Genomic DNA, 12,944 nt, shown 5'->3' with positions numbered 1-12,944 from the left:
CAGGCTACGTCCGGCGCTCGCGGATCGATCCCTCCTGCGCGACGGAGGCGACCAGCGTGCCGTCGGGCTTGAAGATCGAGCCGCGGGTCAGCCCGCGGCCACCCTGCGCGCTCGGCGAATCCTGCGCATAGAGCAGCCATTCGTCGGCGCGGAACGGCCGGTGAAACCACATCGCGTGATCGAGCGAGGCCGGCATCATGCGCTTGTCGAACAGGGTCCGGCCATAGCGCGCCATGACCGCGTCGAGCAGCGAGAAGTCCGACGCATAGGCCAGCGCGCACAAATGCAGCGCCGGATCGTCCGGGAGCTTCGCCGCGGTCCGGATCCAGACGTGAATGCGGCCATCGTCGATCTTCTGGCCGAAATAGCGGCTGAGTTCGACCGGACGCAATTCGATGGGACGATCGGATTCGTAGTAGCGGCGGATGAAATCCGGCATCCGCTGGAAGACCTCCTGAAACATCGGCTGCTTCGAGATCTCCTCCGCCGTCAGCTTCTCCGGCGGCGGCACGTCGGGCATCTTGTCCTGGTGATTGAACGAACTCTCCTCGTCGCCATGGAACGACACCATGATCGAGAAGATCGCGTTGCCGTGCTGGATCGCAGTGACGCGGCGGGTCGCGTAGCTCTTGCCGTCGCGCAGACGCTCGACCTGGTAGATGATCGGCACCTGCGGGTCGCCCGGCAGGATGAAATAGCAGTGCAGCGAGTGCGGCAGCCGGCCCTCGACGGTGCGGCAGGCCGCCATGACAGCCTGGCCGATCACCTGGCCGCCGAACACGCGCTGCCAGCTGGTCTTGGGGCTGTTGCCGCGGAACAGGTTCACCTCGATCGGCTCCAGATCGAGGATCGAGATCAGGTCGATCAGTCCCTTGGACATGGCGTCGTGCTTTCACTGGCTCGGGCGGCTGCTGCGGCCCCATTCTGGCCGGATCAGGCATCCGGAATTGACGGTCTCGGGTGGCAGCCCCTTGGTTTCCGCCCCTGTTTCGCCCAGCTATACTCCACCCGCAAGAGTAACCGTGAGCAGAGTGGCATGACGACACAGCGAAGCATTGTCATTTGTGGCGGCGCCTTTGCCGGCCTGGCGCTGGCGCTGGCGCTGCGCCAGGGGCTTGGGCCCGAGGTGCCGGTCATCGTGGCCGATCCCGCGCTCGCCAACCGTCCGAGCCGCGACCCGCGCGCCTCGGCCATCGTCGCTGCCTGCCGCAAGCTGTTCGATGCGATCGGCGTCTGGGCCGACGTCGCCCCGGAGGCGCAGCCGATCCTCGACATGGTCATCACCGATTCCAAGCTGGAAGACGCCACGCGGCCGGCGTTCCTGACGTTTGCGGGCCAGGTCGAGGCCGGCGAGCCGTTCGCCCACATGGTCGAGAACCGGCTGCTGATCGATGCGCTGGTCAAGCATGCCGAGGCCGCCGGTGTGGAGCTCAAGCCGGTGCCGGTGACCGGCTTCGAGACCCGCGGCGACACCGTCGCCGTGACATTGGGGGACGGCACAAGCTGCGAAGCCAGCCTGCTGGTGGCTGCCGACGGCGCGCGCTCGAAGCTGCGCGAGCGCGCCGGCATCCAGACCCATGGCTGGGACTACGACCAGTCCGGCATCGTCGTGACCGTCGGTCACGAGCGCGACCATGGCGGCCGCGCCGAGGAGCATTTTCTGCCGCCGGGACCGTTCGCCATGCTGCCGCTCACCGGCAGGCGTTCCTCGCTGGTGTGGACCGAGCGGCGCAGGGAAGCCCAGCGCTTGGTGGCGCTCAGCGCGGATGAATTCCATGCCGAGCTGGAAAAGCGCGCGGGGCTGCATCTCGGCGAGCTGAAGGTGCTCGATCAGCCCAAGGCGTTTCCGCTGTCCTATTTCGTCGCGCGCTCCTTCATCGCGCCGCGGCTGGCGCTGGTCGGCGACGCCGCGCACGTGATCCATCCGATCGCCGGGCAAGGGCTCAACATGGGGCTGAAGGACGTCGCGGCGCTGGCCGAGGTCGTCGTCGATGCCGCACGCATGGGAACCGATCCGGGGCAGATCGACGTGCTGGAAAGCTATCAGCGCTGGCGCCGCTTCGACACGATGGCGATGGGCGTCGCCACCAATTCGCTGAACTTCCTGTTCTCCAACAAATCGACCCTGCTGCGCACGGTGCGCGATATCGGGCTCGGCATCGTCGACCGCGCGCCGCCGTTGAAGGAGCTGTTCATCAAGCAGGCCGCCGGCCTCACCGGCCAGATGCCGCGGCTGCTGAAGGGCGAAGCCTTGTAGGCGCTAGTCCGTGATTCCTTTCCGCGAAATCGCCTCGTGGTAGCCTCGCGCACGTTTCCGATTTCGCAGCGCGCAGCTAGGAGGTCAGCCCTGCTATCACCCTCCCCCTCCAGGGCAGGGCTATCGCATATGACGATCTCAGTTTGGGGCTCGTTTCTCTCCACGTCGTCATGGCCGGGCTTGTCCCGGCCATCCACGTCGTTCGGCATGCTGAGAACCACGTGGATGCCCGGGACAAGCCCGGGCATGACGGAGAAGATGACACGCAGGATCGTTCGCCGAGACAGCTAAGATTTCCATATGCGAGGGCCCTGCCCTCCAGGGGAGGGCGAGACCGAGATCGCGGCGCCTGCTAGCGCGGGTTCGGGGCCGCGATGAAGCCGGCCACGGCGTCGATCATGTCGGGATCGAGCGGGCGGTCGGGTTCGTTGTAGGAGGCGAGGTTCTCGTCCTCGTTGGCGACGTCGACCAGGACGTGGTTCATGTCCGGCAGCCACAGCGTCTTGGCGGCCGGCGCAGCGGCGGCGAGCGCCACCATGTCGAGCCGCGCGATCTGGTGGTCGCGGGCGCCGCCGACGATCAGGATCGGGATCGTGATCTGCTTCAGCGGGTCGATCGGATCCTCGGCAAAGGCCGAGCCGATGCCGGGCTGCATGCTCGGCGCGATCGGCAGCTCCGGCGGGGCGGGATCGACAATCTGCCCGGCCATGATCGCGTCGATCGCCTTGGCGACCGGCTCCAGTTTCGTGGCCGGCAGCTTCTTCTCAAGCTGCGCCTTGAGCAAATCCCCCTGCCGCCGCGCCGAGGTGACGAGCAGCACGAGGCGGTCGGCCGGCGTGCGGCGGGCGGCGAGGATGGCGACGAGGCCGCCCTCGCTGTGGCCGACCAGGACGATGCGCGCGAACCTGCCGCGCAGGAAGTCGACCAGCGCGGCGGCGTCGTCGACATAGTCCTTGAAGCGGAAGTCCTCCGGCTTGCCGAACTCTGCCTTCCAGCCGCGCGCGCCGCGCTTGTCATATCGCAGGCTGGCAATGCCGTGGGCCGCAAGCTGCTCGGCGAGCTTCTTCAAGGTCGCCGGCTTCAGCTCCGGCCCATTGCCATCCCGGTCCGTCGATCCGGACCCGGCGATCAGCAGTGCGACGGGAGGTTTTTCGACGCCTGACGGGGTGGTCAGAACGGCGTCGAGCGCGCCGACGCGCACGGCGCTCTCCTCAGCCGAAGCCGCCGTCGTGAGAACGGCGAGCGCCAGCACCAGCGCGCAGCGGATGACGGCGGCGCGCATCGCTCAGTCGATCTTCCGGGCTTCCTCGGGCAGCATGATCGGAATGCCGTCGCGGATCGGATAAGCGAGCTTCGCCGATCGCGACACCAGCTCCTGCCTGGCCGAATCATATTCCAGCGGGCCCTTGGTCATCGGGCACACCAGGATTTCGAGCAGCTTGGGATCGACGGAATTGGCGGGGCGTTCGAGCGGGGCGTTCATGGCATGGATCTCCAGCGGGGCGGCTCTTATCACATCAACAGCAGCGCTGTCCTCACTCAAGGCTCGTGCAACGCGATCCGGATCAGCTCCTCGATGACAGCCTGCTGCTGCATCGCTGGAAGCGGCCGGTCCGACAAAGCGTGGCCCAGAAAGGCCCAATACAGCACCTGCGCGCGCGCCTGCGCCAGGGCCGGCGGCAAGCCCGCAACGGCGAGCAGGCTCTCGACATAGCCAAGCCGGCGTCGGTCGATGGCCTGGACGGCCTGGCGCGCGCCCGGGTCGGACGCTGCCCAGCTGCGCACCGCGCGTTCCAGCGTGAGGCGGATCGAGAAGGTCCGCCGCAGCAGGACGGCAATGGCCGGCGCATCGTCGGTGCTCGCTTCGACGCCAGTGATGATCTGCTCGGCCGCGACCTCGCGCCAATGCCTCAGCAGCTCGGCGTGGAACGCGGCGACATCGGCGAAATGCCAATAGAAGCTGCCGCGTGAGACCCCCATGACCTTGGCCATCGGTTCGGCCTTGAGCGCCGTGAATCCCTTGCTGGCCAGCACTTTCAGGCCCTGGTCCAGCCAATCCGTCGCAGAAAGTTGCTCGTTCATGTCGCCACCTGCAGGACCATACACTTATGTATTGACGCGCGCCAGTGTCGGGCGCATCTTCCATACATAGGTGTATGGAGAACGAAGATGCGGGATATCCTGTTGCAAGTCGCCGGGCTGTTCGCGATCGCGGCCGCGCTGATCCACGGCATCCTTGGCGAGACGTCCGTGTTCAAGCGCGCCACCATCGCGCCGGAACGATTGCGGACGCTGCTCCGGCTGGTCTGGCAGGTGGGAACGGTGGCGTGGATCGGCTGCGGGGTGCTGCTGGCCGCGGCGCCTGCCTTCGACTCCGACACGGCGCGGCATTGGATCGTGGTTACGCTCGTCGCCGTGTTCGGCTTCGCCGCGGTCGCCAACGCGATCGCGACACGTGCGCGCCATTTCGGCTGGATCATGCTCGCGGGCGTCGTCGCGCTCGCTGCGGCGGGCTACTGACGGCCGCTGGACGGTTCGGCCCGGACAGCGCACGCAATCGCCGCGAGGCGGGCCGATGTCTGTCCTGTCTTGTCGCGTAGCTGCGATCAAACCGCCACCGTTCGTTCGCAATGCGGGCTCCATGGCGCCGATGTGGCGCGCGAACGAAAGTTGTAACGAAACGGTGCCGCACGGACGCTCGGCCGCCGAGCGGTCGCCACTGCCACGACACATTCTCCGAGAATGTTTCCAACTTAGAAGGAGTCTCTTTGCAGATGTGGCGGCGGGCCGCTTAGCTGTTCGTCGTCGCGAACAGGTACCTCGATGTCGATGCGATCGCGTACCAGTTCTCAGATTTGCTTGTTGGAATGTGAGAGGGCTGATCGATGTTGATCGACATGGTGCGCAAGTGGGTCGTGGTCGGGGGAAGCCTCGGCATGCTGCTGATGGCGGCGCAGGCCCAGGCCGAAGGGCGGAACGAGATCTGTCTGACTTACGCGAATGGACAGTTCGAGCCGAAGGAACCGACCGTGCCGGCGGATGCGCCGCTGGTCATCCGCGTCAAGAACCTGGAAGCCAAAGCGATGGAGTTCGAGAGCGAGACGCTCAAGATCGAGAAGGTCGTTGCGGCCAACAGCGAGGCCGTTCTCAATCTGCGTGCGATGAAGTCGGGACGTTACGAGTTTCACAACGACTTCAATGACAAAGCCCGCGGCTTCATCAACGTCGAATAGGTCGTAGTCTCATGCTCGCCGCCCTGATCATCGTCTTCCGTGAAGTCTTCGAAGCCGGCCTGATCGTCGGCATCGTGCTCGCCGTCACCAGCACGGTGCCGGATCGGCTGCGCTGGATCGGCGGCGGATTGCTGGCGGGGCTCGCCGGCGCCTGCATCGTCGCGGCATTCGCCGGCGCGTTGACGCAGCTGTTCGAGGGAATGGGACAGGAGCTGTTCAACGCGGCCATTCTCGGAACCGCCGTGATCATGCTGACCTGGCACAATGTGTGGATGGCGCGCCATGGCCGCGAGATGGCCAATGAGCTGCGCAGCACGGGGCAGGCCGTCGTCACCGGAGCCAAGCCGCTGGTCGCCCTGACCGCCGTGATTGCGATCGCGGTACTGCGCGAGGGCAGCGAGGTGGCGCTTTTTCTCTACGGTGTCGCCACCTCGGCCGATGATTCGGGCGGCGCGCTGCTCGGGGGAGGGATCCTTGGCCTGCTGCTCGGCGTCGCCGTGTGCCTGGCGACCAGCTATGGGCTGATGCGGATTCCGCCGCGCGCGCTGTTCAAGACGACGACGGTGCTGATCACGCTGCTGTCGGCCGGAATGGCGGCCCAGGCGGTGTTCTTTCTCGCGCGCGCCAATTGGCTGACCTCGCTCGATCGCGTGGTCTGGGACTCCAGCGCGGTCCTGCCCGAGAACGGGCTGGCGGGACGGACGTTGAAGGCGCTGGTCGGCTACACGGATCAGCCGACGGCGATGCAGCTTACCGTCTATGTTGCGGTGGTGCTGGCGACTGTCGGCCTGATGCGCCTGACGACCATGCCCTCGGCACCGCGGATCGCCGCGGCCGAGTGATCATTGCAGCGGCGGATCTCCCGAGGTCCGCTTCTTGGCCAGATCCATCTCGGTTACGGCGACGAGGATCTCGGCGCGGGTCTTGAGGTCGGGCGCCTCGAGCATCGCCTGTTTTTCCGCCGGGCCATAAGGCGACATCATCGCCAGCGCGTTGACGAGCGCTTCGTTGGGGGCTGCTTCGATGCCGGCCCAATCCACCTTGAGATTGTTGGCCTTGAGGAAATCAGTCAGCACGGCGAGCAGCGCATCGCGGTCGACCGCCTCCTCGCCCTTGCGTGCCGTGAAGTCGTCGACATAGGGGAAGTAGTCGACCCTGCACTGGCGATAGGCGGTCAGCACCGTCATCTCCTCGACGACCTTGAAGCGCGACACGCCGGTCAGCTCGAGGATGTAGCGGCCGTCGCCGGACTCGGCGAGCTGGGTGATTCGCCCGACGCAGCCGACCTTGAACAGAACCGGCCGCTCCTCGCTGGAGGAATGCGTGACGTCGGGCTGGATCATGCCGATCAGGCGATGGCCGTCGCGGAAAGCGTCGTCGACCATCGCGAGATAACGCGGCTCGAAAATGTTGAGCGGCATTTGGCCGCGCGGCAGCAGCAGCGCGCCCGCCAGCGGAAACACCGGAATGATCTCCGGCAGCTCGGCGGGACCGCGATATTCAGCATTGATCGGCATGCGAAACCTCGTGTCCGCGAGACCCGGTCCGTCGGAGCGTGCCGCCTCGCCCAGTTGCGTTTATGAAAACAGGATCGTCGACAGCCGCTTGCGGCCGTCGACGGTGGCCTCGTCAGCACCGCCCCAAGCTTCGAAAAACTGTACGAGCTGCTTGCGCGCGCCGTCCTCGTTCCATTTGCGATCCCGCTTCACGATTTCGAGCAGATGGCCGGTGGCTTCCATCCGCTTGCCCGCCGCGTTGAGCGCGATCGCCAGGTCGAAACGCGCCTGATGGTCGAGCGGATTAGCGGCGACCTTCTGCTCGAGCTCGCCGACGGGGCCGAGCGACTGGGCCTGCTCGGCCAAGTCTATGGCGGCCTGCACCGCCGAGACCGCGGAATCGCTGCGCTTGGCTTCGGGGACCTGTGCCAGCGTCTCCTTGGCCTGCTCGACCGCGCCGGTCTCGAGGTAGCACTTGGCAAGGCCCGCCAGCGCGGCGATGTTGTCGGGCTCGACCGAGAGCACCTCGGCGTAGATCTGTGCAGCGCCCGCCGGGTCGCCCTCCGCCAGCACCGCCTCGGCTTCCTTCAGGATCTCGCCAATATCGGGCTCGCCGACGCCGGGAACGCCCTTGGTGATCTTCTCGATGAAGGCGTTGATCTGGCTTTCCGGAACGGCGCCCATGAAGCCGTCGGCCGGCCGCCCGCCGACGAAGGCGATCACGGCCGGAATCGACTGGATGCCCATCTGGCCGGGGATCGCCGGATGGTCGTCGATGTTCATCTTGACCAGCTTGACCTTCCCCTTGGCCGCCTTGACGGCCTTCTCCAGGATCGGCGTCAGCTGCTTGCAGGGCCCGCACCACGGGGCCCAGAAGTCGATGAGGACCGGCTGACGCTTCGATTCCTCGATGACGTCCTTCACGAAGGTCTGCGTCGTGGTGTCCTTGATCAGATCCGGCACCTGTGGCGCCGCTCCGCCGCCCTGCTCAACAATGGTCACGGGGTCCTCGTCCAAAAATGCTGGATTGGGCGGCCGGCCGGGAACCGGCGGCCACCGCGCCTCAATACACGGTTTCCGTCCCTTTAAGTGGCGGTCATCCGGGAAATTTCAATCGGTTCATCGTGGCGGCCGCCGGTGTGCCCAATCGGGCCGGTTTGGCCGCGCCGACACCCAAAATTGAAGGCCGCCTCGTGACGAAACCTGTCGCAGACCTGTTGCATTCGTCCGCGGCTTTTGGCATAGGTCTGCCCGTCGCTGGCGGCCGCGCCGCCCAGTGGTCACGGATGCGGGTGTAGCTCAGTGGTAGAGCACGACCTTGCCAAGGTCGGGGTCGAGGGTTCGAACCCCTTCGCCCGCTCCAAATCGCCGCTCCGCAAATATCCTTTTTACTTTCGACGGTTCATTGGACCGGCTGGGACTTGTCCCAAGCCGCGAACACGTCTGCGAACACGCGATCCCCAGTCGGACCTTTGCTGATGGCGAGAATGGCCCGTCGCTGGTTGGTGTAGACGAGGGGAATGTCGATCCATTCGCGCCCGGAGAGGAGTTCGTTGTTGCGCGCACGGTCGGCGTCGACATTGGAGAGCCCGACCAGGAACGATCCTTCCGTCACCTTGACGGCCAGCCCCGCCAGCGGCGTGCCGCGCGCCTGCTCATTCGTCTTCATCAGGATCCCCGGCACGCTGTTGATGCCGCCACCGGCGAAATCGGAGGCGCGCACGAAGGTGAGATCGGCGACATGGCTGGCCGGCAAGGTGGGATCGTCGTTGCGGCGCAGCTCCAGGCTCACCTTCAGCTTGCGATCTGGAATATCAATCTCGGCCCGGATGGCCGGCACTGGCTGACCCGATCGCGGGCTCTTGATGGTGTCCATCCGCCACGTCACCGAGCCGTCATAGCGCTTGCCCTTGGGATCGGCGGGATCCTCGTCGTACAGCACCGCGAGGCCGGGTGTCCGCGCGTCGAGAGCCGCCGCTGGCGCGGACGGCGGCGGGCTCGCTGGCGCCGGCCCCGCGGATGGCCGGTTCGTCGGAGCCTTGTTCGTCGCCTCGGCGACAACAGGAGCAGGGCTCGCGCGCGGTGGCCCGACGGCCTCGCTGCCGCCGAGCGGCGCGGCCAACAGCAGCGGCTGTTGGCTCCCGGCCGTCGCGCGCTTGACGGCAATCCCCGCCCGATTGAGCGTCTCGATCAGTCCAGCCCGATCTGGTGAAGCGAATGCCTCGGCCAATGCCGTTGCAAAGGCACTATGACCGTAGGGTCCGCGCTGACCGGCCGAAGCCGGTTGCGCCGAAAAGGACAGAAGCGTGTTGGCGGGCACACTCGTCGCCACCAGGCCAGCCGACAGCCCGGCAATGCCGCGTGCTGCAAAGGGGTTCGACCGGAAGGCATCGAGGATCACGACGTTCTGCCGGCTGTCTGGTGCTTCCAGCTCGCGCATCATCGAAGCGAGGTCGCGCAGCTCAGCCTCGACGTCGGCCGCTTTCGCCGGAGCTGCGTCCACCGGGACGAGATAGTTCTTGCCGCCGAAGTTGAGCCCATATCCGGCGTAGTAGATCAGCGCGACGTCGGCGTCGGCGATGCGCCCCTTGAACTCCGCGAGCGCGCGGTCGAAGCCCTGCCTGGTCAAGTCGATCTGCGCAGCGCCACCGCTCAGGGTGAAGCCGAGGCGGCTCAGCGTTTCGGCCAGCAGCTTGGCGTCCGCGGCCGGCTCGTCCAGCAGCGGCGCATGCTCGTGGATGGAGTTGCCGATCACCAGCGCCACGCGCTTGTCGGCCGCAGCGGGTCCGGCGCCCGCCAGGACCGCCATGACCACGGCAACGCCCGCAAAAAAAAGCTGCCTAACTCGGCGGCTCACCCCACGCATGCCAACAATCTCCTGCCACCTGGTTGCCGTGTTTGCGGGCTGATTTTACCGCAACTCGAACAAAGCCGGAACAGGAATCGCGGAATGACGTCAGGAATGTTCAGCCTGTCACACGAACACCGGCATGCGAACGCGCCCAGCGTCGCCGAACACGCGCAGATAGCGGGCGATCTCGGCGGGGTCGCCGGTCGCCTTCTCCGGATTGTCGGACAGCTTCACCGCGGGGCGGCCGTCGACCGAGGTCACCTTGCAGACCAGCGAGATCGGATCGAGATCGACTGAGCCGTCCGGCGAGCAGCCGACGAAATCGTTGGTGAGGTTGGTGCCCCAGCCGAACGACAGCCGCACCCGGTCGGAGAAGCGATGGTGGATGCGCTCGATCGCTTCGACGTCCATCGCATCGGAGAACACCAGCAGCTTCTGCTTGGGATCGCGGCCCTTCGACTTCCACCAGGCGATGATTTCCTCGCCAGCCTCGATCGGCGGCGCGCTGTCGGGACGGAAGCCGGTCCAGTCGGCGACCCAGTCCGGCGCATCGCGCAGGAAGGCCTTGGTGCCGAAGGCGTCGGGCAGCGCGATCAGGAGGTTGCCGGCATAGGTCTGCCGCCACTGGTCGAGAATCCGGTACGGCGCGAAGCGCAGCTCGTCGTCATCCTTGGCCAGCGCGGCCGCGACCATCGGCAGCTCGTGGGCATTGGTGCCGATGGCCTCGAGATCGTTGTCCATCGCCAGCAACACGTTCGAGGTGCCGGTGAAGGATGAGCCCAGGCCTTCCTTGACGGCCTCGACGCACCAGCGCTGCCACAGGAAGCCGTGGCGGCGGCGGGTGCCGAAATCGGACAGCCGCAGCCCTTCCAGCTTGCGCAGCCGCTCCACCTTGGCCCACAGCTTGGCCTTGGCGCGGGCGAACAGCACGTCCAGCGCAAACCGGCCCTGGCCCTTCATGGCCTGGCGCGAGCGCAGCTCGTTGACGATCGCCAGCGCCGGGATCTCCCACATCGTGGTGTGGGTCCACGGCCCATGGAAATGCAGCTCGTACTGGCCGTCCGATTTGCGCAGCTCGTATTCGGGCAGCCGGAAACTGCCGAGCCAGGCCAGGAAGTCCGGCGAGAACATGTGGGTCTTGCCGTAGAAGGTATTACCCGCCAGCCAGATCAGCTCCTTCTTGGTGAAGCGGATGGTGCGGGCGTGGTCGAGCTGCGCACGCAGCTCGCCCTCGTCGATGACATCGCCGAGCCGTACCCGCTTGGTGCGGTTGATGACCGAGAAGGTCACCTTCTGATCCGGATAGAACTCCCGAATCATCTGCAGCATCAGAAGCTTGTAGAAATCGGTGTCGAGCAGGCTGCGCACGATCGGATCGAGGCGCCAACCGTGATTGTAGGTTCTGCTCGCGATGTCTGTGACTGTCATATGATGGTTTTACAGCGCGGGCGCGAAAGCCGCCACTGGGCTTTGTCGCAGGGGATGCCTGCGGAGCACCGGCAGGCTTTGCGGCACTAAAGGCGGGCGAGCGGCGGCAGGCCGGGATCGAACGCCAGGCTGGCCTCGACCCATTTTGCGACCCGGAGAACCCGCACGTCGTTGCGGTAGGGGCCGGCGACCTGCACGCCCAGCGGCAAGCCGTTCTTGCCGAACCCGGCCGGCAGCGCGACCGCCGGCGCTCCGACGAAGGTCCAGGGCGCACAATATTCCGCGTCACCGGTCCAGGCGAGACCGCGCGGCGCCTCGCCGAACGCGGGCAAGGTGAGCACGGCGTCGAAGCCGTCGAGGTCCGCCGCCAGCGCCTTCTGCCGCGCCGCCTGCGCCGCCTTCGCGGTCAGATATTCCATCGCGGTCTTGGTTCGCCCGCTCTCGACATGCGTCTTCATGACGTCGCTGACGCGATCGGGGTAGCGCGCGATCATGTCCGAGAAGATCGTCGTCGCCTCGCTCAGCATGATCGTGGTGATCGCATCCCAATGGACCGCGTCGAGATCCGTCAACGCGATCTCCTCGACCACCGCGCCATTTGCGCGCAGTCTGTCGATGACCGCTTCGAACACCGCCTTCTGCTCGGCCTCGACGCGCTCCCATTTGGCGAAGCGCACCGCCGCCAACCGCGGCTTCGCGAGAGGCGCGAGTCCCTGCGCGACGTCGAGCGTGAACGCCGGCAGCGGACGGCCATGGAGATCATCCGCGCTTGAGCCGGCGAGCAGAGAAAGTGCAAGCGCCACATCGTCGACGCGGCGGGCAAAGAAGCCGACATGGTCGAGCGACGGGCTGAGCGGATGCACGCCTGTGCGCGGGATGGCGCCGAAGCTCGGCTTGAATCCGACGATGCCGTTGAAGGCGGCGGGCCGGATCACCGAGCCCAAGGTCTGCGTGCCCAGCGCCAGCGGCACGAGGCCGGCTGCAACAGCCGCGGCTGAGCCGGACGACGAGCCGCCCGGCGTGTGCGCCGGGTTCCATGGGTTCACCGTCGGACCTGGATGGCGCCAGGCAAACTCGGTCGAGACCGTCTTGCCAAAGATCGTCGCGCCGAGATCACGCAGCCGCGCAACCACCCAGGCGTCCGCGTCGGGGACATGGTCGCGGTAGATCGCCGAGCCGTTGGTCGTCGGCATGTCCGACGTCGCGATGATGTCCTTGATGGCGACGGGAACTCCACCGAGCGGACCGCGCTTCGCGGTCACGTCGCGCGGCAAATATTCGAATGCCTTGAGCTGCGGCTCGATCGCACGCGTTCTCTTCAGACACTCTTCACCATACGACGCCGCTGCGGCGGGGTCTGCCTCGAATTGCCGAAGCAGCTCGACAACGCCAGCACCGGCTTTCGGCGTGGGCAGAGAACAACGGTCGGACATCCACGGTCCCCGTCGGCATGACGTGTTGTCGCGCGGTGAACCGTCACGGCCCTCCGCGCATGGGTTCCAACTCTATCGTTTGTTCCCGCGCGCGCCAGATCACGCAGTCGATGAGGTCGTATGAATACAGCGCATGACGGCAAGATCTGCCGTGCGGCGGAAGAAGCCGCGGCCTTCGCACCGTGCTCTGCGTGAGATCGAGTCGAGCGGCGCATCCCGATCGCGCGTTGCCTTCGTAATGCGCTT

General features: G+C 66.3%; 13 protein-coding genes and 1 tRNA gene. 5 read left to right on the top strand and 9 right to left on the bottom strand.

Annotated features, from left to right (window positions below; translation table 11 throughout):
* Positions 1–4 precede the first annotated feature (4 nt).
* The gene (gene tesB / locus ACQR1I_RS21440) at positions 5–880 is read right to left on the bottom strand and encodes an acyl-CoA thioesterase II (RefSeq protein ID WP_434866526.1); all 876 of its coding nucleotides are present in this window, start codon (positions 878–880) and stop codon (positions 5–7) included.
* 156 nt (positions 881–1,036) lie between these two features.
* Between tesB and ACQR1I_RS21435 the strand changes: the two genes are divergently transcribed.
* Positions 1,037–2,257: a ubiquinone biosynthesis hydroxylase gene (locus ACQR1I_RS21435; RefSeq protein WP_434866525.1), complete on the top strand. Its 1,221-nt coding sequence runs from the start codon at positions 1,037–1,039 to the stop codon at positions 2,255–2,257.
* A 352-nt stretch (positions 2,258–2,609) separates the two neighbouring features.
* On the opposite strand, the gene ACQR1I_RS21430 is transcribed toward ACQR1I_RS21435, so the two are convergent.
* The 3 genes from ACQR1I_RS21430 to ACQR1I_RS21420 are packed head-to-tail and all read right to left on the bottom strand — an operon-like array spanning position 2,610 to position 4,339.
* Positions 2,610–3,539, bottom strand: coding sequence for an alpha/beta hydrolase (locus tag ACQR1I_RS21430; RefSeq protein WP_434866524.1), 930 nt, complete (start codon positions 3,537–3,539; stop codon positions 2,610–2,612).
* A gap of 3 nt (positions 3,540–3,542) precedes the next feature.
* Complete coding sequence (locus tag ACQR1I_RS21425) at positions 3,543–3,740, bottom strand: Trm112 family protein (RefSeq protein WP_434866523.1); 198 nt, start codon at positions 3,738–3,740, stop codon at positions 3,543–3,545.
* Between the two features lie 56 nt (positions 3,741–3,796).
* Positions 3,797–4,339, bottom strand: a complete 543-nt coding sequence (locus tag ACQR1I_RS21420; protein WP_434866522.1) for a TetR/AcrR family transcriptional regulator — start codon at positions 4,337–4,339, stop codon at positions 3,797–3,799.
* An 87-nt stretch (positions 4,340–4,426) separates the two neighbouring features.
* On the opposite strand from ACQR1I_RS21420, the gene ACQR1I_RS21415 reads away from it, so the two are divergent.
* From ACQR1I_RS21415 to ACQR1I_RS21405, 3 genes are all read left to right on the top strand, one after another.
* Complete coding sequence (locus ACQR1I_RS21415) at positions 4,427–4,777, top strand: hypothetical protein (RefSeq protein ID WP_434866521.1); 351 nt, start codon at positions 4,427–4,429, stop codon at positions 4,775–4,777.
* Positions 4,778–5,142: 365 nt separating this feature from the next.
* Positions 5,143–5,490 (top strand): cupredoxin domain-containing protein, encoded by a 348-nt coding sequence (locus ACQR1I_RS21410; protein WP_434866520.1) that lies wholly within the window; start codon positions 5,143–5,145, stop codon positions 5,488–5,490.
* An 11-nt stretch (positions 5,491–5,501) separates the two neighbouring features.
* Positions 5,502–6,332, top strand: a complete 831-nt coding sequence (locus tag ACQR1I_RS21405; RefSeq protein ID WP_434866519.1) for an FTR1 family iron permease — start codon at positions 5,502–5,504, stop codon at positions 6,330–6,332.
* Here the strand turns inward: ACQR1I_RS21405 and ACQR1I_RS21400 are convergent, their stop codons facing one another.
* On the bottom strand, positions 6,333–7,007 hold the full coding sequence (locus ACQR1I_RS21400; RefSeq protein WP_434866518.1) for an LON peptidase substrate-binding domain-containing protein: 675 nt from the start codon (positions 7,005–7,007) through the stop codon (positions 6,333–6,335).
* Between the two features lie 60 nt (positions 7,008–7,067).
* Positions 7,068–7,988, bottom strand: coding sequence for a thioredoxin (gene trxA / locus ACQR1I_RS21395; RefSeq protein WP_434866517.1), 921 nt, complete (start codon positions 7,986–7,988; stop codon positions 7,068–7,070).
* Between the two features lie 286 nt (positions 7,989–8,274).
* Here trxA and ACQR1I_RS21390 point away from each other — a divergent pair.
* Positions 8,275–8,349 (top strand) — tRNA-Gly (locus tag ACQR1I_RS21390).
* Between the two features lie 39 nt (positions 8,350–8,388).
* Here the strand turns inward: ACQR1I_RS21390 and ACQR1I_RS21385 are convergent.
* The 3 genes from ACQR1I_RS21385 to ACQR1I_RS21375 all read right to left on the bottom strand — a co-directional run bounded on the left by ACQR1I_RS21385 (position 8,389) and on the right by ACQR1I_RS21375 (position 12,698).
* Entirely contained in the window at positions 8,389–9,852 is a 1,464-nt protein-coding gene (locus ACQR1I_RS21385) for a caspase family protein (RefSeq protein WP_434866516.1), read from the bottom strand.
* Between the two features lie 108 nt (positions 9,853–9,960).
* Entirely contained in the window at positions 9,961–11,265 is a 1,305-nt protein-coding gene (gene pncB, locus ACQR1I_RS21380) for a nicotinate phosphoribosyltransferase (protein ID WP_434866515.1), read from the bottom strand.
* 86 nt (positions 11,266–11,351) lie between these two features.
* Positions 11,352–12,698 (bottom strand): amidase, encoded by a 1,347-nt coding sequence (locus ACQR1I_RS21375; RefSeq protein WP_434866514.1) that lies wholly within the window; start codon positions 12,696–12,698, stop codon positions 11,352–11,354.
* Between the last annotated feature and the right edge of the window lie 246 nt (positions 12,699–12,944).

Origin of the sequence: Bradyrhizobium sp. HKCCYLS2038, from assembly GCF_051167655.1 — a bacterium.
GTDB lineage: Bacteria > Pseudomonadota > Alphaproteobacteria > Rhizobiales > Xanthobacteraceae > Bradyrhizobium.
The sequence above is the reverse complement of the archived record's forward strand: the minus strand, read 5'-3'. Positions and strand labels throughout refer to the sequence as shown.